Origin of the sequence: Micromonospora sp. NPDC000663 (assembly GCF_042898105.1) — a bacterium.
Classification (GTDB): domain Bacteria; phylum Actinomycetota; class Actinomycetes; order Mycobacteriales; family Micromonosporaceae; genus Micromonospora.
In genome coordinates this window covers 1-20,595 of the sequence record NZ_JBIAYR010000006.1, presented here as the reverse complement: position 1 = coordinate 20,595, position 20,595 = coordinate 1, and the positions used below count along the sequence as shown (strand labels likewise).

Genomic DNA, 20,595 nt, shown 5'->3' with positions numbered 1-20,595 from the left:
CAAGATCGGTGGATGTCGTCCGCCCCGTGCGAATCGACACCCACTACCGGCGCTGTGTTCTATCGCACTTGTGCGCGCCGAAACAAGGGGCTGACGGGAACATGACCGAACGGCCGGGAGACGAATAGCGCGCAACCCTGCCAAATCGGCACCCGACGATGCGTGAACGTCAGAACAGAGTCAGCTCCTGCGGCGCCGGACCCACAGGCACCCGCGCGGTCAACCGCGGACCGTCATTGCGGACGTCGCCCACCGCCGGACCCACAGGACGGATCTCCAGACCGGCCAGCCAGTCCGACGGCGGTGGGGCGAGCAGGCGCTCCGGCTCGTCCGTCGGCTCCAGCCACGACGACCACCGGTCCGCGGGCAGCAGCACAGGCATCCGGTCGTGCACCTCGGCCAACTCGCCGAGCGCCGCCGTCGTCAGCACGCTGAAGGTCAGCCGGCTGTCCGCGCCGGACTCCCAGACCGACCAGATGCCGGCCAGCGCGAGCACCGATCCGTCGGCGGGGGTCATGAAATACGCCTGCCGGCCGCCGTCGGGAAGCCGGACCCACTCGTACCAGCCATCGGTTGGAACCAGGCAGCGGCGACGGGCGAACGCCCGGGCGTACGCCCGGCTGGTGGCCACCGTCTCCGCCCGCGCGTTGATCATGCGGGCCGCCCCGGCCGCCGAACGGGACCAGTGCGGCAGAAAGCCCCAACGGCCCACGCACAGGCTGCGGTGCCCCTCCGGGGTCACCCGGACCAGCGGCACCGGGTCGGTCGGCGCGACGTTGTGATCCGGCCCGACCCCGCCGTCGGTGTCGTCGGACGACTCGAACAGCGCGCTCAGTTCGCCGGAACTCCGGGTCGTCGCGTACCTGCCACACATGACACACACGCTAGTCCGTCGGACGCCCGGTCGGCTGTCCCGCCAACCGGGAGTACGACAGCCGGTTCCCGCCGCCGACCGGCCTGCGCGGCAGAATGTAACCGTGGGGAATCTGACCGCGACCCGGCCGCCGCAGCCGTGGACCGCACCTACCGCGTCCGACCCGGTGGCGGCGACACTGCGCCTGCCCGGCTCCAAATCGATGACCGCCCGTGCCCTGGTGCTCAGCGCCCTGGCCGCCGGCCCGTCGACGCTGGCCCGGCCGCTGCGCGCCCGCGACACCGAGTTGATGGCGGCCGGCCTGCGGGCGATGGGGGCGCACGTCTCGATCAGCGACGACGAGCGCTGGCTGGTCCGACCGCACCCGCTGGCCGGCCCCGCGCACGTCGACGTGGGCCTGGCGGGCACGGTGATGCGGTTCGTGCCGCCGGTGGCGGGCCTGGCCGACGGGCAGGTCACCTTCGACGGCGACCCGTACGTCCGCACCCGACCCCTCGGTCCACTGGTCGGCGCCCTGCGCTCGCTGGGCGTCCGGATCGACGTCACCGGCTCCGGCAGCCTCCCGCTGACCGTGCTCGGCACCGGCCGGATCACCGGCGGCGAGGTGGTGATCGACGCGTCCGCCTCCAGCCAACTCGTCTCCGGGCTGCTGCTGGCCGCCCCGCGCTTCGACAGGGGTGTCGTGGTGCGCCACGTCGGGCCGCCGGTGCCGTCCGCGCCGCACCTGCGGATGACCGTGCAGATGCTGCGGGCCGCCGGCGCGGCGGTCGACGACACCACCCCCGACGTGTGGACCGTCGAGCCCGGCCCGCTCAGCGGGCGCGGCTGGGAGATCGAACCGGACCTCTCCGGAGCGGTGCCGTTCTTCGCCGCCGCCCTGGTCACCGGCGGTGAGGTGACCCTCCAGGGCTGGCCGCATGGCGGCATGCAGCCGGTCGAGCAGCTCCGTTCGCTGCTGCAACGGATGGGCGGCGAGGTCAGCCTCTCCACCGACGGGCTGACCGTGCGGGGCACAGGCGTGGTGCACGGCCTGACCGCCGACCTGTCCGACGTCGGCGAGCTGACCCTCGTGCTGACCGCGCTGGCCATGCTTGCCGACTCGCCGTCGGTCTTCACAGGCGTCGGGCACATCCGGGGCCACGAGACCGATCGGCTCGCCGCGCTCGCGCGCGAGTTCGGCGCGCTCGGGGCGGACATCACCGAGACACCTGACGGGTTGGAGATCCGGCCCCGCCCGCTGCGCGGCGGGATCTTCCACACCTACCACGACCACCGGATGGCACACGCCGCAGCGGTGGCCGGGCTCGCCGTGCCCGGCATCGAGGTGGACGACGTGGGGTGCACCTCCAAGACCATGCCCGAGTTCCCGGCACTATGGTCAGCGATGGTGACCGGCAAGAACTGACGCGAGAGAGAGGGCAGGTCCTGGCGACCAGACGGCGGGAGTACGACGAGGACGACGTACGGGTCCGACCCGGCAAGTCGTCGCGCCCGCGTACGCGCACCCGCCCGCAGCACGCCGACGCCGTGGACGGGTTCGTCATCGCTGTAGACCGGGGGCGCTACACGTGCGTGCTGTCCGGGGCCGAGCGCGGCGTGGTCGGCGCCGACCTGCCCACTGTCACCGCGATGCGGGCCCGCGAGCTGGGCCGCAAGTCGGTGGTGGTGGGTGACCGGGTCAGCCTGGTCGGGGACACGTCGGGCGCCGAGGGCGCTCTGGCCCGCATCGTCCGGATCGCCGAGCGCCGCTCGGTGCTGCGCCGCACCGCCGACGACGACGAGACCACCGCCGAGGGCCGGCTGGAACGCGTGGTGGTGGCGAACGCGGACCAGTTGGTGATCGTGAGCGCGTTGGCCGATCCGCCGCCACGTACCGGGTTCATCGACCGTTGCCTGGTGGCCGCGTACGACGCGGACGTCGAGCCGCTGCTCTGCCTCACCAAGGCCGACCTGGCCGGGCCGGAGGAGGTGCTCGGCTACTACACCGAGCTGGAGCTGCCGTACGTGCTCAACCGCCCGGACTCGGACCTGGACGCGCTCCGTGCGCTGCTGAGCGGCAAGGTGTCGGTGATGGTCGGGCACTCCGGGGTGGGCAAGTCGACGCTTGTCAACCGCCTCGTTCCGGACGCGCTGCGCGCGGTGGGCGTGGTGAGCGCGATCGGCAGGGGGCGGCACACGTCCACAAGCGCGGTGGCGCTGCGGCTGCCACCGGTGCCGGGCGTCGACACCGACCCGGGCTGGATCATCGACACCCCGGGGATCCGCAGCTTCGGGCTGGCGCACGTCTCGGCCGACAGCCTGCTGCACGGCTTCCCCGACCTGGTCGAGGGCACCGTCGACTGCCCACCGAACTGTCCGCACACCGCCGACGAGACCGACTGCGGGCTGGACGCCTGGGTGGCCGCCGGCAAGGCCGACCCGCGCCGGCTGGCGTCGTACCGCCGCTTGCTCGCCTCCCGGGCGGGCGACGGCGACGCGCGCGGCGACACCGACCAGCGCGGGCCCGGCGAGGGTGACAGGCGCGGGCCCGACGAGTGACCCGCCGGGCGTCGGCTAGGTTGCCGGCATGACCGGGTACGCCGACGACCTCGCCCTCGCCCACCTGCTCGCCGACCGGGCGGACGCCATCTCCACGGCCCGGTTCCGCGCTCTCGACCTGCGGGTGGAGGCGAAGCCCGACCTGACTCCCGTCTCCGACGCGGACACCGCGGTGGAGCGGGAGATCCGCGCCCTGCTTGCCGAGCACCGGCCGGCCGACGGGCTGCTCGGCGAAGAGTACGGCGCACAGCCGGCCAGCGGCCCCGACGACCGTCGATGGATCGTCGACCCGATCGACGGGACGAAGAACTTCGTCAGGGGTGTGCCGGTCTGGGCCACCCTCATCGCGCTGTACGACGGTGAGCGCCCGGCTGTCGGTGTGGTGTCCGCGCCGGCGCTGGGCCGACGCTGGTGGGCCAGCGCGGGCGGGGGCGCGTACGCCGGTCCGGGGCCGGCCGCCGGCACGCGGATCGGTGTCTCGGCGGTGCGTCGGATCCAGGACGCCAGCGTCTGCTACTCGTCGCTGACCGGGTGGGAGAGCGCCGGGCGGCTCGACGCGATGCTCGATCTGATGCGGGCCAGTTGGCGCAGCCGCGCGTACGGCGACTTCTACGGCTACATGCTGCTGGCCGAGGGTGCACTCGACGTGATGGCCGAGCCCGAACTGTCGCTGTGGGATGTGGCGGCGCTGGTTCCGATCATCACGGAGGCGGGTGGCACGGTCACGGATCTGCACGGTCGACAGTCGCCGACCGGCGAGCCGGGCACGGAAAGCAGCGTGGTCGCCACCAACGGTGCGCTGCACGCCGACATCCTCACCCGGCTGCATCGACCAGCCGAGCGCTGACCCCCGGCAACCTCTATCCTCGCCAGGTGGTCTCCTCCGGCTGGTGTTTTCTCGCGGCGATGATCGTCGCGTACGGCTTCGCCAACCTGCTCCAGTCGGTGGCCGCGGCCCGCACAACGGTCCACCACACCTTCGATCCGGGTCTGCTGCTGCGGCTGGCCGGGCACCGCACGTACCTGATCGGGTTGGGCTGCCAGATCGGCGGTTTCGTGCTCGCCTTCCTGGCCCGAAGGGATCTGCCCCTGTTCCTGGTGCAGGCCAGCGTGGCCGCCGGGCTCGGGGTGACGGCGATTCTCGGCGTGGTGGTGCTGAAGTGGCGGTTGCCGGTGGCCGAGGTGGCGCTGCTGGCCCTGCTCTTCGGAGGGATCACCGCGCTGGTGCTGTCCGCCCGTCCGGCGCCGTCGAAGCAGCTCGGCACGGCCGGCTCGGTGGCGCTGCTGGTGGCGCTGGGTGTCATCGCCGTGGTCGGTGTCTTCGCCGTCCGGCTGCACGGGGCGCCCGGGTCGGTGGCGCTCGGTTCGCTGGCCGGGCTGGCCTTCTCCTCGGCGGCGGTGGCGGCCCGCCCGCTGGCCTCCGCGCCATCCGCCGAGGCGTTCCTCGCCGATCCCCTGTTCTACCTGCTGATCGCCCACTCGATCGTCGGGCAGCTGCTGCTGGGCCTTGCCATGCAGCGGGGCTCGACGACCGCGGCTGTCGCCGCGATGGACGCGGCCGGGGCGGTACCGGCGGCGATCGTCGGCCTGCTGCTGCTCAACGACAAGATCTGGCCCGGACGGGAGTGGCTGGCCGCTGTGGGTTTCCTGGTCACCCTGACCGCGGTGATCGGGCTGACCCGGTACGCGCAACCCCAGCAGCACCGCGCGGCGCCGCGCCGCCGGGATCCGGCAATGGTCGGCGCCGGGCGACCCGTCTGACCGGCGCCTCCCGGCGTCACGCCTCGACCGGCTTGCGCCGGCTCACCACCCGCTCGTAGAGGCGCTCCAACGCGCCAGCCGTCCGGTCCCAGGTGTAGCTGCTGCGGACCCGGTCCACCGCCGCGTGGCCGTACGCGAACCGGCCGGCGTTGTCGGTCAGCAGCCGGCGCAGCGAGACCCCGAGTGTCCGCACGTCGCCGGGGGGCACCAGCCGACCGGTGACCTCGTCGACGACGGCGTCCGCCAGGCCGCCCATCGCGTAGCCGACCACGGGCACCCCGCAGGCCATCGCCTCCAGCGACACCCGGCCCGCCGAGGAGTAGTGCGGCGTGCAGGCCACCACGTCCGCCGACCGGTACCAGGTGGCCATCTGGTCGTGTGGCACCGCGCCAACGAGGCGTACCTGGTCGGCCACCCCGACCTGCTCGGCCAACTCCCGCAGCCGACGCGCCTCCGCGTGGTTGACCAACGCCTCGGCAGGTGGCCCGCCGGCGATCACCAGTTCGGCGTCGCCGACCAGCCGCATCGCCCGGATCAGGTCCTCCTGCCCGTGGCCTGGGGAGAGCCCGCCGACGGAGAGGATCCGCGAGCGTTGCTCGCGCGGCGCGGCCTCACCGTCGGGGTGGAACTGCTGGGTGTCCACCCCGGCCGGCACCATCGCCACCAGGCTGCGTTGCAGGCCCATCCGGGTCAGCTCGTCCACCTCGTCGTTGCACTGGGCAACCGCGATGTCCACCGCCCGGGTCAGTGCCCGCTCCAGCGGGATGCGCTGCCCCGGGCCGTCGTACCTGCCGCCCAGGTGTCGCAGCTGCTCGACGCCGAGTGAGTGGAACGTCTGTACCACCGGGATGTCGGTCTCCCGCACGGCGTGCGCGGCGGCCAGCCCCCCGACCCAGTAGTGCCCGTGCACCACCTCGGGTCGCCAGGCGCCTGCCCACTCGTCGGTCAGCCAGCGGCCGAACGCCGTGACGTGCGGGATCAGCTCGGCGGTGGGCAACGGGGTGGGTGGGCCGGCGGACACCCGGTGCACCTGGTAGCCGTCGACATCCGTGGTGGCCGGCAGCTCCGGGTCGTCCCGACGCTCGTAGATCCGGACATCGTGGCCTCGGCCGGCCAGCTCGGCGGCGACCCGCGCGATGTGCTGTTGGGTACCGACCGGCGGGCCGTCGGCGTGCCGGTACGAGCTGGTGTGCGCGCAGACGAGGCCGACGCGCATGGGTCACCTCCCTGCGATCTTTTCCTCGGCGGTGGTCCTCCCGGTCAGAGCGTCCCATTAACCCGAGGGCCCGGAGTCGAAACCTGGCAGATCGGGAACAGTCCCCGCAGGTGCCGCCGACGCTTGCGCCACGACAACAATGGCGGCCGACGCCGTGATCAGACACCTACCGGTGGTATGAGCAGCCCCGGGCGGGGGTACCGCTGAGAAATGCCCCTGACCCGCAGTCTCGACGATTCGACAGTGGTGATCACCGGTGCGTCCAGCGGGATCGGCACGGCCACCGCGTACGCGCTGGCCCGCCGTGGCGTCGCCGTCGTACTGGCCGCCCGCAGCGAACCGGCCCTGCGCGAGGTGGCGCACCGCTGCCGGGAGCTGGGCGGCCGGGCCCTTGTCGTGCCCACCGACGTGGCCGACCTGGAGTCGGTACGGCAGTTGGCGGACCGGGCGGCTGCCGAGTTCGGGCGGATCGACGCCTGGGTGAACAACGCCGCGGTGAGCGCGGTGGGCCTGTTCGACGAGATTCCGGTCGCCGAGTTCCGCCGGGTGCTGGAGGTCAACCTGCTCGGTGCCGTGCACGGCATCAAGGCCGCGCTGCCGTACCTGGAGGCGGCCGGCGGCGGTGTCCTGGTCAACAACGCCTCGGTGCTGGCCGAGGTGGCGATGCCCTACCAGTCGGCGTACAACGCCACCAAGCACGGCATCCGAGGGCTCGCCGACACGGTCCGGCAGGAGCTGCGGGTCACCGGGCGGGGGCAGATCTCCGTCTGCACGGTCCTGCCGGCAACCCTCGACACCCCGTTCTTCAGGCACACGGCCAACCACACAGGCCGCGAACTCGCGCCACCCCCGCCGGTCTACCCGCCGGAGGTCGTCGCCGAGACGATCGTCCGGCTGCTGCGCCGGCCACGCCGCGAGGCGTACGCGGGTGGCGCCGCCCGGCTCATCGGCCTTCAGTGGCGGCTCGCGCCAGCCCTGGTCGAGCGCACCCTGGCCTGGTACGCCCACCGCACCCAGTTCGGTCCTGGCGCCCGCATGGACAGCAGCGGCAACGTGTTCGACGCCGACGCCGAGGCACGCCGGGACGGCGGCTGGCACGGCCGGCGTCGCCAGTTGGTGCGGATGACCGCCGCGTTCGGCCTCGCCGCCGCGGGTACCGCGGTCGGCACGATGGCGGCCATGAACCGCCGATCCCGGTTGGTCCGCTGATGTCGGGCGTCGACCGACCGGATGCGGCAGTCGTCGCGGGCGCGCACAATGGGGCGATCATGCCGACCGCTTCGCGTTGCCTCGTCGAGATCGACGACTCGTCGGCTGTGGTCCGGTTGACGGGTGTGCTCGACGCCGGCGCGGCGGACGTGGTCCGCGCCGCCCTGCTCACCCGGCTCAGCGACCGCCCCGGCCCGGTGGTGGTCGACCTGACCGGGCTGCGGGTCGCCGAACCGGCGGTGCGGGGCGTCTTCGCCGAGGTGCGCCGGGAGGTCGCCGACTGGCCGGCCGCGGACCTGCTGCTTGTCGACCCGACGGTCGCCGGGCCAGACCAGCCGGACGCCGCACCGGGCGTCCCGGCCTGGCCCACCCTGGACGGCGCGCTGGCGGCGGTCGCGGCGGCACCGATGGCGGCGGTGCTCACCGCCGACCTGGCTCCGGCTGTGGGAGCCGCCCGGGAGGCCCGCGAGATGGTCACCACCGGGTGCGAGCGCTGGGGCATGCCGACCCTCGTCGACCCGGCGTGCATCGCGGTCACCGAGATGGTCAACAACGTGGTGGCGCACGCCCGGACGGCGATGACGGTGCGGCTGGCGCCGCACGACAGCGCCCTGCACCTGGCGGTCCGGGACCACTCCCCGCGACAGCCGACGTTCGCGGGGCTGTCCCCGCCGGACCGGGTGGGCGGCCGGGGGCTGCTGCTGATCGACACGGTGGCCCGCCGGTGGGGCAGCAGCCCCGTACCGGACGGCAAGGTCGTCTGGTGCGTGCTGCACCCGGACGACGAGGCCGGCTGACCCCGCTGCCCGGTTCCGAGTCGTACCTGCGGGGATGGCCCGGTTACGGCGGGAGGGCAGCGGGTAGTGATCAGACATGCGCGACAACGAGTACCCGACCCCCGTGTCCGACACCGAGTCCCAGGGGCTGCCGGACACCGCCGATGACGACTCGACAGCCAACGACGACGTCCTCACCGGGCGCGAGGCGGACGGCCCGGACCCGGCCCAGCTGCCCGGCGACCGCACGCCGGTCGCGGTGGACCGGTTCGGGACCACCGCCGAGGAGCAGCTCGACGGCGAGTCGTTGGACTACAAGCTCGACCGGGAGGTCTACGAGCGCCCGGCGGACGACCCGCTGGCCGGGACGATCGACCCGAAGATCGCCTTCGAGGCGGACAACCTGGAGGCCGCCGCGGAGGCCCAGCTCGACGCCGACGTGATGGACCCGGGGCCCACCTCCGACCCGAACTCGCCGGTCTCCCTCTACGACCACGGCCAGCTCGGCACTGTGGCCGACGCGACTGTGGGTCGGCTTGTCGAACCGGACGAGGGGGCGCACACCGACCAGGAGACCGACTCGGTGGCGTACGACGCCGGCTCGGCAGGTGGCGGGGCGAGCGCCGAGGAGCTGGCCATCCACGAGACGGAGCCGCCGCGCTCGGTCTGAGGCCGGTCAGTCGTCCAGGCCGCGTTCGATGGCGTACCGGGTCAGCTCGACCCGGTTGTGCAGCTGCAGTTTGCCCAGCGTGTTCTGCACGTGGTTCTGCACGGTGCGGTGCGACAGCCCGAGCCGCTGGGCGATCTGCTTGTACGACATCCCCTTCGCCACCAGCCGCAGTACCTCGGTCTCCCGGTCGGTGAGCCGGGGCGCGCCCGGTTCCGTACCGTCGCCCGGCCCGGCCACCGGCCCGGCTGCCAGCCGGCGGTACTCGCCGAGGACAAGCCCCGCCAGGCCGGGGGTGAAGACCGGGTCGCCCGCCGCGGTGCGGCGTACGGCGTCGAGGAACTCGGCAGGCGCGGTCGACTTCACCAGGTAGCCGGTGGCGCCCGCCTTGACCGCGTCCAGCACGCTCTGCTGTTCCCCGCTGGCGCTGAGCATGAGCACCCGCACGTCGGGCAACGCCGCGCGCAACCCGAGGATCACCTCGACCCCGGAGATGTCAGGTAGTTGCAGGTCGAGGACGACCACGTCGGGGCGGGCGGCGGCGGCGACCCGGACCGCCTGCCGCCCCTCCCCGCTGGTCGCCACCACCAGGAAGCCGGCCTCGGTGAGGTCGCGGGCCACGCCCTCGCGCCACATCGGATGGTCGTCGACGACCATCACCCGCACCTGCGTCATCGCCGCGCCCTCGGCACTGTCAGTTCGATCTCGGTCCCGGCCTCCGGCGCCGAGATGATCCGGACCGTCCCGCCCAGGTCGGTGACCCGGCCCCGGATCGACTGGCTCACACCGAGCCGACCCTGGTCGGCGGCTTCGGTCAGCCGGCCGTCCGGAATGCCGGGCCCCTCGTCCCGGATCGACACGGTCACAGTCGTCCCCTCGTCCTCGATCAGTACCCAGGCCCGTCCGCCTGCGTGCCGTCCCACGTTGTCCAGGGCCGCGCCGGTCGCGGCCGCCAGATCCCCGGCCACCTGCCGGGGCAGTGACACCGGGGTGGCGGGGGCCGAGAGCGACACCGCCGACGAGGCGTACCGCCCGAGCAGGCTCCGCAGGTCCACCGTGTCGGCGTCCGACCCGCCGGGGGTGGCGGTGCCCGCGATCAGTGCCCGCAGCGCCGCTTCCTGCTCACCGGCGAGCCGGGCCAGGTCGCCGGCCTCGCCGGGCAGGTCCGCGCCGCGCCGCTGCACGAGCGCCAGCACCTGGAGCACCGAGTCGTGGATGTCCCGGGCCAGCCGCTCCCGCTCCCGGGTTGCCGCCTCCAGCTCGACCGCGCGTTGCAGCCGCTCCTCGGCGGCCACCGCGAGTCGGGCCACGTGCCCGACCACCACCCCGGCGAGCAGCATCAGGATCACGCCTGTGAACGAGGACTGGCCGATCCGTTCCCGGGTGGCCAGGTCCGCGCCGGCGACCACGAGCGCCGCCACAGTGCCGCGACGGCGTCCGCCGGAGACGGCCCAGGCCAGCACCGGGCCGGCCATCCAGGCCACCCCCAGGGTGGGTACGCCGTGGGCGAGCGCCGTCCGGCCGACCACCCAGGGGGTGGACAGCACGATGGCCACCACCACCCCGAGGTCGGCCAGCAGCAGCGGCCAGCGCCGCCAGGCCGGGCGGGCGTAGCCGATGGCAGTCGCCGTGGTCCAGGCGATCATGACCAGGACCAGGGCGCCGGCGGCGTACGGGTGGGCGTACCTGTCGGCGTCGCGTACCGAGAGCACGCACACGTACCCGAGGGACGCCACCCGGAACACCGCTAGGGCACGCCAGAGTGGCACCTCGAAACCGCCCGGCGGTGACGACATGGCGGTCAGGATGCCACAGCGGGGCCGGGCGCGCGGTAGGCGGCGAGTGCGGTTCGGGAAACCCTGACGTACGGTGGAAATGCCGCGAAATACTTCGAGCTTCGCCGTCGGGACGGGCCCATGACGAACGCAGATCCGCACGCACCGCGTACGGTTGTGCCCATCGAACCCGCCCTCCTTATCGCCGAAGCCTTTGACCAGGCCCAGGTGACCGAGATCCGACACTCGGTCACCTCCTGCGCGCACGCCTGCGGGCTGACCGGCCAACGGCTCGACGACTTCGTGCTGGCGATCAACGAACTGATCACGAACGCGGTGCGGCACGGCGGTGGGCGGGGTTGGCTGCGGCTCTGGCAGGAGCCAGGGGCACTGGTCTGCGAGGTCGCCGACCACGGGCACGGGATCAGCCCGCAACGGCTGGGCGACCGCAGTCGTCCGGCGCCGGACACGGCCGGCGGCTGGGGTCTCTGGCTGGCCCGCGAGCTGACCGACGCCATGGAGGTCGCCACCGGCACCACAGGCACAACTGTCCGCATCATGGCCGGCCTCACCGACCACTACCGCACCACGCGCTGACCCGGGCGCGGCCCCGCCGCGCCGATCCCGCAGTCACCGGATCGGCGAGGACGGGTCAGGCGAAGAGCGCCGAGACGGACTCCCCGTTGTGTATCCGCCGCATCGCCTCGGCCAGGGCGGGCGCCACCGAGAGCACCTGGAGTTTCGGCACCCGCTTCTCGGCGGCGATGGGGACCGTGTTGGTGCAGACGATCTCCAGTACGCCGTCCTGGTCGCTGAGCCGGTGCAGGGCGTCGCCGGAGAAGAGTCCGTGCGTGCAGGCCAACCGGATCGAGCGGACCTTCAGGCCGCGCAGGTGCTCCATCAGCTCGACCACCGTGCTGCCCTTGGCGATCTCGTCGTCCAGCACGATGACGTCCCGGTCGGCCACCTCGCCGATCACCGCGCTGATCTTGACGAGGTCGTCGCTGAACCGCTGCTTCGCCCCGGCCGCCACGGGCGTGCCCAGCAACCTGGCGAAGGCAGCTGCCTCCTTGGCGTTACCCAGGTCGGGCGAGACCACCACGGTGTCGCTCAGGTCGTAGCGGCGGAAATGGGTGGCCAGCTCCCGCAGCGCATGCAGGTGGTCCACCGGGACGCTGAAGAAGCCGTGCACCTGCGGCGAGTGCAGGGTCATCGCGAGCACCCGGTCCGCGCCGGCCGAGGTGAGCAGGTCGGCGACGAGCCGGGCGCCGATCGAGATCCGTGGGGCGTCCTTCTTGTCCGAGCGGGCGTACGCGTAGTGCGGCAGCACCACGGTGATCCGCCCGGCGGACGCCCCCCGGGCCGCGTCGATCATGAGCAGCAGCTCGACCAGGTTCTCCTGCACCGGCGGCACCAGCGGCTGGATCAGGAACACGTCCCGCTCGCGGCAGTTGGCCTGCAACTGGACTTCCAGGCAGTCGTTCGCGAACCGGGAGACCCGCACCGGATGCAGCGGCACCCCCAGATGGGCGCAGATCTCGGCGGCGAGGTCGGGATGGGCGGTTCCACTGAAAACGGCGATGTCGCGCACGTTCGCACATCGTAGGCGACGCGTGGGCCGACGTGACGGCGGTCGCACCTCACCGCCGGTCCGGGTACGGTGCTGCGGTGACCCCCGAGTACGTCGCCGCCATCGACCAGGGCACCACCTCCTCGCGGTGCATCGTCTTCGACTCCGCCGGGGACATCGTCGCCGTGGCCCAACGCGAACACCGGCAGATCTTCCCCCGGCCGGGTTGGGTGGAGCACGACGCCGAGGAGATCTGGGACAACGTCCAGCAGGTGGTCGCCGAGGCGCTGCGGGCCGCCGGCACCGACGCGGCAGGGCTCGCCGCCGTGGGCATCACCAACCAGCGGGAGACCACTGTCGTCTGGGACCGGGCCACCGGCCGCCCGGTGGCCAACGCCATCGTCTGGCAGGACACCCGCACCGGGCCGCTGCTGCGCGAGCTGGCCTCGACGTACGGCGAGGAGCGGTTCCGGACCCGCACGGGCCTGCCGCTGGCCACCTACTTCGCCGGGCCGAAGCTGCGCTGGCTGCTCGACGAGGTCGACGGCCTGCGTGAGCGCGCCGAACGCGGCGAGGTGCTGTTCGGCACCATGGACAGCTGGCTGATCTGGAAGCTGACAGGCGCGCACGTCACCGACGTGACGAACGCCAGCCGGACCATGCTGATGGACCTCACGACGCTCGACTGGGACCCGGAGCTGCTGGACGCGATGGGCGTACCGGCGGCGATGCTCCCGGAGATCCGCTGCTCCGCCGAGGTGTACGGCACGGCCAACGGTGTGCTCGCCGGGGTGCCGGTGGCCAGCGCGCTCGGTGACCAGCAGGCCGCACTGTTCGGGCAGACCTGTTTCCAGCCGGGCGAGGCGAAGTGCACCTACGGCACCGGCAGCTTCCTGCTGCTCAACACCGGGGCCACCCCTGTCCCCTCGACGCACGGCCTGCTCACCACAGTCGCCTACCAGATCAAGGGCCAACCCCCGGCGTACGCCCTGGAGGGCGCCATCGCCGTCACCGGCTCGCTCGTGCAGTGGCTGCGGGACAACCTCGGGTTGATCTCCTCCGCGGCCGAGGTGGAGGCCCTGGCCCGCACCGTGGACGACAACGGCGGCTGCTACGTGGTGCCGGCGTTCTCCGGGCTGTTCGCCCCGCACTGGCGGAGCGACGCACGGGGCGTCATCGCCGGCCTGACCGGCTACATCACCAAGGGGCACCTGGCCCGGGCGGTGCTGGAGGCGTCGGCGTGGCAGACCCGCGAGGTGGTCGACGCGATGGACGCCGACTCCGACGTGGCGCTGCGCCGGCTCCGCGTGGACGGCGGGATGACCGCGAACGCCCTGCTCATGCAGTTCCTCGCCGACGTGCTCGACGTGCCTGTCATCCGCTCCCGGATCACCGAGACCACCTGCCTCGGCGCGGCGTACGCGGCCGGCCTGGCGGTCGGCTTCTGGCCCGACCTGGCCACCCTGCGCGCGAAGTGGCGCTCCGACGCCCAGTGGCAGCCGTCCATGGCCCCGGACCTGCGCGAGCGGGAGCTGCGCCAGTGGCGCAAGGCCGTGCAGCGCACCCTCGACTGGGTGGAGTGACGGCCGGCGGTCACTCCCAGCTGTTGCCGGTGAGCTTCTCGTAGACCTCGATGTAGCGGGCGCGGGTCACCTCGACCACCTCGTCGGGCACGTCCGGCGCGGGGGCCTGCTTGTTCCAGCCGCTGCCGGTGGCCCAGTCGCGCACGTACTGCTTGTCGTAGGAGAACTGCACCCGCCCCGGCTGGTACGACTCCGCCGGCCAGAACCGCGACGAGTCGGAGGTGAGCAGCTCGTCGGCGAGGACCAGGGTGCCGTCCGGCGCCCAGCCCAGCTCGATCTTGGTGTCGGCGATCAGGATGCCCCGGTCGGCGGCCAGCTCGGCGCCGCGCCGGTAGATGTCGATGGTGATCTGCCGCAGCCGCTCGGCGGTCTCCTGCCCCACCTTCGCCACCACGTCGTCGTACGTGATGGGTTCGTCGTGCTCGCCCATCGGGGCCTTGCTCGACGGCGTGAAGATCGGCTCGGGCAGGATCGACGCCTCGCCGAGCCCTCGGGGCAGGGTTATGCCGGACACCGCGCCGGTCTGCTCGTACTCCCGCAGGCCGCCGCCGGTGAGGTAACCGCGGGCGACGCACTCGACCGGGACCATGTCGAGCCGCTGGCAGCGGATGGCCCGCCCGGCGAACTCGGCGGGCACGTCGGTGGCGGAGATGACGTGGTTCGGCACCAGGTCGGCGAGCTGCTCGAACCACCAGAGCGAGAGCGCGGTGAGCAGGCGACCCTTGTCCGGGATCGGCGTCGGCAGCGCCACGTCGTAGATCGAGATCCGGTCCGATGCGACCAGGATCAGGTCGTCGCCGTCGGCGTAGACGTCCCGAACCTTGCCCGAGTGCAGAAGTTCCACGCGCCCTAGTACACCACGCGGCATCGGGGAGCCTGATTCGCCCACCCGCGCCGGGCGCGGACGCCGGGGTGACCGGACGGACGTTGACACCCTCCTGCGCCGCCTGCGTGAATGGTCCGACCGTCGCCCACGCAGGTGCCAGGAGACCCCCGTGCCCGTTGTTCGACCTCCGATCGACGCCGACCCGGGCCGACGCCGCCTGCTCACCGCGCTGGCCGGCGCTCCCCTGCTGGCTGCCGGCGGGCTGGCCGGGTGCAGCGACGGCGCCACCACGTCCAGCCAGGACGGGCCTGTCGAGCTGTCGGTCTTCTGGTGGGGTGGCCCGAGGCGGGCGGAACTCACCGAGAAGGTGCTGCGGCTCTACTCGGCGCGCAACCCCCGGGTCACCTTCCGGGTCACCTGGCAGGGCGTCGACGGCTACTACGAGCGGCTGGCCACCCAGGCGGCCGGCGGCAACGTGCCGGATCTGATCCAGATCGACGACTCCGTGCTCGCCGACTACAGCCAACGCCAGATCCTCCTCGACCTCACCGACCGAGTCGCCGATCACCGGGTGGACCTGCGCGGCCTGCCGGAGGGCCTGATCCGCTACGGCACTGTGGAAGGCCGGACGATGGCCGTCGCCGCTGGGCAGACCCTCGCCGGGGTGGTCTTCAACCGGGACCTGCTGCGGGAGTTGCGGATGCCGGAGCCGCGCGCGGCGATGAGCTGGACCGACTACATCTCCTGGGCGACGCAGGTCACCGAGGCCGGCGACGGCCGGGTGGCGGGCACCATGGACGGGTCCGGCGACTACCGCGCGCTCTGGCTGTGGCTGCGTTCGCAGGGCGGCGAGTTCTACCGGGGGCGGCAGTTGGGCTTCGGCGCGGACGAGCTGATCAGCTGGTTCGAGCTCTGGCAGCGGGCCCGCGCCGACCGGGCGACGCCCGGCGCGGCGCTGATCGAGCAGGCCGACAGTGGCGAGCCGGCCCGGCAACTGGTCGTTACCGGCCTGACCGCCGCGTCCTTCGCCTGGTCGCACCAGCTACCGGAGATGCAACGACTCACCGGGGCCGAGTTGGGTGTGGTCGGCTTCCCCGGCCCATCCGGGGCGCAGTGGGCGCGGGCGTCGATGTACTGGGCGGCGTTCCGGGGCACCCGCCACCCGGACACGGTCGCCGACGTCATCAACTTCCTGACCACGAACGGCGAGGCCGGCACCGTCCTCGGCCACGAGCGTGGCCTGAACCCCAGCCTCGCCGTCCGCCGCTACGCCGAGGGCAGCGTCGCCGACCCCGTCCAGCGACGGGCCGCCGCGTTCGGCGCCAGCATCGCCGACCAGCTCGGCCCGGCGCCGGCGCCACCGCCCAAGGGGCACGCAAGGGTACGGACCCTGCTGGTCACCGCCGCCGAGCGCATCCGCGTCAAGCGGGACGGCACCCGTGAGGCCACCGCACGCTTCCTGTCCCAGGCCATCGCGGCGCTCGCAGGCTGAGCACCGGCGGCCGGTCAGCGCGGCGGGCCGCCCCGACGGTTACGGGTCAGGCGAAGCACCAGGAACACGATGACCGCCACCACCACCAGGCAGCAGAGCAGCCCGAGGAAGCCGAAGCCGCCGCCGCGGGACCGCCGCCGCGCCGCCTCCACCACCAGTTCGCCGGTGCCCGTCGACGCCCAGGCCGCCACCGGCACGAAGACCGCCAGCACGACCGTACCGAGGACCGCGCCGAGCCGGCCCCACCACCTACCGAATGAAGACATGTGCCCATCCTCGCCGAAGGGCGCAACATCGGCACGTCAGTCCATGCCGAATTCACGGGACCGGGCGGCCCGGCCGCAACGATCTCGCAACCTCCCGGCAAAGATGATGATCTTTACATGAATCTCCGGAAGTGATCAGATTCGCCAACTGGTCAACTCTGGAGGCACTGTGCGGCTCTCTCCCATCCGAAGATCTGCGGCAGCGGCGGTCGGCGTCACCCTCGTCGCCGCCCTGGTCACCCCCACTGCGGCGCACAGCGCCCCCGCGTCCCCACCGCCGCCGGCACCACCGGCCCCGGCCGGCGGCGCACACCGCGCACCCGTCACGGTCACGCTGATCACCGGCGACAAGGTGACGCTGACCCCGGGACGCGACGGGACACCGCCCACCGTGGACGTCGAGCGCGCGCCGGGCGCCACCGGGGCCGTACGCGTCGCCACGGAGAACGGGGACACGTTTGTGTATCCCGACGAGGCGCTGCCCTATCTCGCGACCGGACGACTCGACCGGCAGCTCTTCGACGTCACCCAACTCGTCGCCCAGGGCTTCGACGACGCGCGCACCAGCGCACTCCCGCTGATCGTCACCCGTACGACGGACTCGGTCGCCCGCCGCGGCGGAACCGCGCTGCCGGGTGCGGAGACAGTCCTGGACCTCCCCTCCGTGCGCGGCGAGGCGGTTCGTACCCGCCGGTCCCAGACGGCCGACTTCTGGTCGGCCCTCACCGGCGACGGCGCGTACGCCCGCCCGACCGGCCGGTCCGCCGGCACCCCGGCGCCCTCCTTCACGGCCGGCGTCGACCGGGTGTGGCTCGACGGCAGGGCGAAGGCGGCCCTCGCCGACACCACGGCGCAGATCGGCGCCCCCGCGGCGTGGGCCGCCGGGGGTACGGGCAGCGGCGTCCGCGTCGCCGTCCTGGACACCGGAGTGGACACGACCCATCCGGATCTCGCGGACCGCGTGGTCGCGTCCAGGAGCTTCATCCCCGGTGAGGACGTCGTCGACCGCAACGGGCACGGCACCCACACCGCCTCGACCGTCGCCGGGACGGGCGCCGCATCCGACGGGAAGGAACGGGGAGTCGCGCCCGACGCCCAACTGGTGATCGGCAAGGTCCTCGACAGCAACGGGAGCGGGTCGATCTCGGGGATCATCGCGGGCATGGAGTGGGCGGCGCGTACCGAACACGCCAAGGTCATCAACATGAGCCTGGGCGTCAGCGCCTGGCACACCCAGGACGACCCGCTGAGCCAGTCCCTGAACCAGTTGACCGCCGAGACCGGCGCGCTCTTCGTGGTCGCCGCCGGCAACGGCGGGCCCGACCCGTACACCCTCGGAGCGCCGGGAACCGCGGACGCCGCGCTCACCATCGGCGCGGTCGACGGCACCGATCACCTGGCGGACTTCTCCAGCGCCGGGCCGCGGATGACCGACGACGCCCTGAAGCCCGACATGACCGCCCCCGGCGTGGACGTGCTGGCGGCCCGCTCGCAGCACATCCCCTGGGGTGAGGGCTTCTACCAGGTGGACAGCGGCACCTCGATGGCCGCGCCCCACGTGGCCGGCGCCGCCGCTCTGCTGGCTCAGAAACACCCGCAATGGAGCGCGCAGCAGATCAAGGACGCTCTGATGGGCACCAGCGCGCGTACGCCGGACTACAACGCTTACCGGGCCGGCAGCGGGCGGCTGAACGTGGCCGCCGCCTACCACCAGGATCAGATCATCGCGACCGGGTCGGTGGACGCGGGTCTGGTCGGTTGGTCGCCCGGTACCCAGCCGCAACGGATCAGCCGGAAGATCACTTACACCAACACCACTGACAGTCCGGTTACGCTTGATCTCGCCGTCGATCGTGGCGACTCCCCCGCGACGACGTTCACGGTGGACGCCAGCCAGGTTACGGTGCCGGCCCGGGGAGCCTCCGCGGTCGACGTGGTGGTGGACCCGCGGGGTCTCGCCGCGGGCCGGTTCTCCGCCCAGGTCACCGCACGCCACGCCGCCGGTGCGGTGCACACGGCGGTCGGGGTCGCGGTGGAATCCAGGAAGTACGACCTCACCGTCCACCTGAAGGACCGCAGCGGTCGTCCGATGAGCGGCGAGGTGGAGATCGTCAGCGCCGACGGGGTCTCCACCTTCATGTGGGTGCGGGACGGAGAGCTCACCAGCCGTTGGGAGCCCGGCTCCTACACTCTCGTCGCCGCCGCCGACGTGGAGGGCCTGCACGGCGCCCACTCCCTCGGCCTCGCGATGCTCACCGCCCCGGAGGTGGAGCTGACCGCCGACCGGGTCGTGGACCTCGACGCCTCAAAGGCCCGCCAGGTGCGGGTGGTGACAGCGAAGCCGACCGCCGTCACCAACAGTCGAATCGACGTCTACCGCTCCTTCACGTCCAGCGAGCCGACGCCCAGCGACCCGAACGCCCTGCGCGAGACGTTCTGGCCCGGCACCCTCTATGACAGCCTGTGGGCGCTGCCGACCGGGAGCGCGGTGAAGAAGGGCAGTTTCGTCTTCACCACCCGGATCCGCGCCGAGCAGACGCCGCTGGAGCTCGTCCACAACGGCCACCGCGCCGGCGACCCCCTCGTGCAGCCCGGCTCCCGGCCGCTGCCCGACGGCACCGTACGCCTGGACGCCGTCTTCGCCGGCACCGGCTCGACGGCCGAGTACACAGGCGTGTCCGCCCGCGGCAGCGCCGTGGTCGTCCGCGCCGACGCCGCCGCGACCCGCACGGATCAGGTGGCCGCGGCGCACGCCGCCGGCGCGGCGCTGCTGCTGGTGGTCAACGACGGCGAGGGCCGTGCCAGCGAGTGGTCCGGAAACCCGGACGGCACGACGGCCGGGCCGATCCCGGTCGCCTCGCTGGTCAGGGGCGAGGGAGAGACCCTGATCACGAAGATCACCGCCGCCGGCCGCAAGGGCGTACGGCTCACGGTAACCGCCCACCCCTCGTCGGCGTACCTGTACGACCTCGTGGACTACCACCGTGGCGGGGTCCCCCGGGACCCGTCGGCCAGGACGGCTCCCCGCGACCTCGCGCGGATCGATCTCGAGTTCGCACCGCCGCCGGGCCAGCAGGCCGCCGAGACGCGGATGGACTTCCCGCCGTACGAGTGGGCGGCGGCCCGCCCGTTCCCGTTCCAACCGGTCGCACCGGGTGCGCGTACCGACTGGGTCTCGGCGGGCGAGGGCATCAGGTGGAAGCAGGTCGCCGACGTCGTCAACTGGTCGCGGTCGAACACCGACGAGATCACCTACCGGCCGGGCAGCGTCCAGAAGGACCGTTGGTTCGGGCCGATCACCCGGCCACGCCTGCTCACCTACGACATCCCGTTCCGCGGCGAGTACGGAATCAGCGCCTACATCCAGGGGTTCGGCGACGCGGGAGCCGCGCACAGCGGCGGCGCCGGCATGTTGCAACGGATCTCGCTCTACCAGGGCGACAGGCAGCTGCTCCAGTTCGAGAACTGGCCGGAGCTCTTCGCCGGCGACCTGTCACCGCAGACGCTGCCGTACCGGCTGGTCGTCGAGACGGAGACCAACCTGGCCTACAGCCCGTACTCCTCCACCACCCGCACCGACTGGAGTTTCCTCTCCGGCGCGGCCGAGGGCGTGCAGGCCATCCCGCTGGTCCAGCTGGACTACGGGACGGACCTGGACCTGGCGGGCCGCGCGGCACGCCGGACCGACCTGGCGATCACACCGGTGGTGGTGGGCAGCGCCGCGGCCCGGGACGGGGTCTCCTCGCTCGGCCTGGAGGTCTCCTACGACGACGGGCGCACCTGGCACCGGCAGGACCTCAAGGTGCGCGGGGGCGTCTGGACGGCGTCCCTGAGCGCGCCGCAGCGGGCTGACCACGTGTCCCTGCGGGTCACCGCCACGCAGCGCAACGGCGGCGGCGTCACCCAGACCGTCATGCGGGCCTTCGGCCTCAGGTGACATCCGCGAGGGGTGGGGGGGCGGGGGGGCCCCCCCCCCCCCCCGGGGGGCCGGCGGAGGGGGGAACCCCCCCCCCCCCCCCCCGCGGCCGGGGGGGGGGGCTGT

Annotated in this window: 18 protein-coding genes; 11 read left to right on the top strand and 7 right to left on the bottom strand. The window is 73.0% G+C overall.

Annotated features, from left to right (window positions below; all coding sequences use genetic code 11):
* Positions 1 to 169 precede the first annotated feature (169 nt).
* Positions 170 to 874 (bottom strand): SOS response-associated peptidase, encoded by a 705-nt coding sequence (locus ACFY1S_RS20645; RefSeq protein ID WP_387120363.1) that lies wholly within the window; start codon positions 872 to 874, stop codon positions 170 to 172.
* Positions 875 to 977: 103 nt separating this feature from the next.
* On the opposite strand from ACFY1S_RS20645, the gene aroA reads away from it, so the two are divergent.
* The 4 genes from aroA to ACFY1S_RS20625 are packed head-to-tail and all read left to right on the top strand — an operon-like array spanning position 978 to position 5,173.
* Positions 978 to 2,279, top strand: a complete 1,302-nt coding sequence (aroA, locus tag ACFY1S_RS20640) for a 3-phosphoshikimate 1-carboxyvinyltransferase (protein ID WP_387120360.1) — start codon at positions 978 to 980, stop codon at positions 2,277 to 2,279.
* A complete protein-coding gene (rsgA, locus tag ACFY1S_RS20635; RefSeq protein ID WP_387120357.1) occupies positions 2,249 to 3,412 on the top strand; it encodes a ribosome small subunit-dependent GTPase A in 1,164 nt (387 codons plus the stop codon). The genes aroA and rsgA overlap by 31 nt, the downstream gene beginning before the upstream one ends.
* Before the next feature lie 28 nt (positions 3,413 to 3,440).
* Positions 3,441 to 4,259, top strand: coding sequence for a histidinol-phosphatase (gene hisN, locus ACFY1S_RS20630; protein ID WP_387120354.1), 819 nt, complete (start codon positions 3,441 to 3,443; stop codon positions 4,257 to 4,259).
* A 26-nt stretch (positions 4,260 to 4,285) separates the two neighbouring features.
* Complete coding sequence (locus tag ACFY1S_RS20625) at positions 4,286 to 5,173, top strand: hypothetical protein (protein WP_387120351.1); 888 nt, start codon at positions 4,286 to 4,288, stop codon at positions 5,171 to 5,173.
* Positions 5,174 to 5,189: 16 nt separating this feature from the next.
* Here ACFY1S_RS20625 and ACFY1S_RS20620 read toward each other — a convergent pair whose 3' ends face one another.
* Positions 5,190 to 6,389, bottom strand: coding sequence for a glycosyltransferase (locus ACFY1S_RS20620; protein ID WP_387120348.1), 1,200 nt, complete (start codon positions 6,387 to 6,389; stop codon positions 5,190 to 5,192).
* Positions 6,390 to 6,599: 210 nt separating this feature from the next.
* Here ACFY1S_RS20620 and ACFY1S_RS20615 point away from each other — a divergent pair, with 210 nt between their 5' ends.
* The 3 genes from ACFY1S_RS20615 (at position 6,600) to ACFY1S_RS20605 (ending at position 9,044) form a co-directional block, all read left to right on the top strand.
* Positions 6,600 to 7,598, top strand: coding sequence for an SDR family oxidoreductase (locus tag ACFY1S_RS20615; RefSeq protein WP_387120345.1), 999 nt, complete (start codon positions 6,600 to 6,602; stop codon positions 7,596 to 7,598).
* 59 nt (positions 7,599 to 7,657) lie between these two features.
* On the top strand, positions 7,658 to 8,395 hold the full coding sequence (locus tag ACFY1S_RS20610) for an ATP-binding protein (protein ID WP_387120342.1): 738 nt from the start codon (positions 7,658 to 7,660) through the stop codon (positions 8,393 to 8,395).
* A 76-nt stretch (positions 8,396 to 8,471) separates the two neighbouring features.
* Complete coding sequence (locus tag ACFY1S_RS20605; protein ID WP_203175605.1) at positions 8,472 to 9,044, top strand: DUF5709 domain-containing protein; 573 nt, start codon at positions 8,472 to 8,474, stop codon at positions 9,042 to 9,044.
* Between the two features lie 6 nt (positions 9,045 to 9,050).
* Here ACFY1S_RS20605 and ACFY1S_RS20600 read toward each other — a convergent pair whose 3' ends face one another.
* Both ACFY1S_RS20600 and macS read right to left on the bottom strand, forming a co-directional pair.
* Positions 9,051 to 9,716: a response regulator transcription factor gene (locus tag ACFY1S_RS20600; protein WP_364374222.1), complete on the bottom strand. Its 666-nt coding sequence runs from the start codon at positions 9,714 to 9,716 to the stop codon at positions 9,051 to 9,053.
* Positions 9,713 to 10,837 carry a MacS family sensor histidine kinase gene (macS, locus tag ACFY1S_RS20595; RefSeq protein WP_387120339.1) on the bottom strand — a complete coding sequence of 375 codons (1,125 nt, stop codon included), beginning with the start codon at positions 10,835 to 10,837 and terminating at the stop codon, positions 9,713 to 9,715. Before macS ends, ACFY1S_RS20600 begins: the two co-directional genes overlap by 4 nt.
* A gap of 120 nt (positions 10,838 to 10,957) precedes the next feature.
* Between macS and ACFY1S_RS20590 the strand changes: the two genes are divergently transcribed.
* Complete coding sequence (locus ACFY1S_RS20590) at positions 10,958 to 11,413, top strand: ATP-binding protein (protein ID WP_364374227.1); 456 nt, start codon at positions 10,958 to 10,960, stop codon at positions 11,411 to 11,413.
* Between the two features lie 55 nt (positions 11,414 to 11,468).
* Here ACFY1S_RS20590 and ACFY1S_RS20585 read toward each other — a convergent pair whose 3' ends face one another.
* Positions 11,469 to 12,407 carry a ribose-phosphate pyrophosphokinase gene (locus ACFY1S_RS20585; protein ID WP_357984278.1) on the bottom strand — a complete coding sequence of 313 codons (939 nt, stop codon included), beginning with the start codon at positions 12,405 to 12,407 and terminating at the stop codon, positions 11,469 to 11,471.
* Between the two features lie 77 nt (positions 12,408 to 12,484).
* On the opposite strand from ACFY1S_RS20585, the gene glpK reads away from it, so the two are divergent.
* Positions 12,485 to 13,969: a glycerol kinase GlpK gene (gene glpK, locus ACFY1S_RS20580; protein WP_387120335.1), complete on the top strand. Its 1,485-nt coding sequence runs from the start codon at positions 12,485 to 12,487 to the stop codon at positions 13,967 to 13,969.
* A gap of 10 nt (positions 13,970 to 13,979) precedes the next feature.
* Here glpK and ACFY1S_RS20575 read toward each other — a convergent pair whose 3' ends face one another.
* A complete protein-coding gene (locus ACFY1S_RS20575) occupies positions 13,980 to 14,813 on the bottom strand; it encodes a phosphoribosylaminoimidazolesuccinocarboxamide synthase (protein WP_387120332.1) in 834 nt (277 codons plus the stop codon).
* Between the two features lie 151 nt (positions 14,814 to 14,964).
* Here ACFY1S_RS20575 and ACFY1S_RS20570 point away from each other — a divergent pair, with 151 nt between their 5' ends.
* Positions 14,965 to 16,287, top strand: coding sequence for an ABC transporter substrate-binding protein (locus tag ACFY1S_RS20570; protein ID WP_387120329.1), 1,323 nt, complete (start codon positions 14,965 to 14,967; stop codon positions 16,285 to 16,287).
* 14 nt (positions 16,288 to 16,301) lie between these two features.
* Here ACFY1S_RS20570 and ACFY1S_RS20565 read toward each other — a convergent pair whose 3' ends face one another.
* The gene (locus tag ACFY1S_RS20565) at positions 16,302 to 16,553 is read right to left on the bottom strand and encodes a hypothetical protein (RefSeq protein ID WP_357984266.1); all 252 of its coding nucleotides are present in this window, start codon (positions 16,551 to 16,553) and stop codon (positions 16,302 to 16,304) included.
* 169 nt (positions 16,554 to 16,722) lie between these two features.
* Here ACFY1S_RS20565 and ACFY1S_RS20560 point away from each other — a divergent pair, with 169 nt between their 5' ends.
* Positions 16,723 to 20,490: a S8 family serine peptidase gene (locus tag ACFY1S_RS20560; protein WP_387120325.1), complete on the top strand. Its 3,768-nt coding sequence runs from the start codon at positions 16,723 to 16,725 to the stop codon at positions 20,488 to 20,490.
* The last annotated feature ends 105 nt before the right edge of the window (positions 20,491 to 20,595 follow it).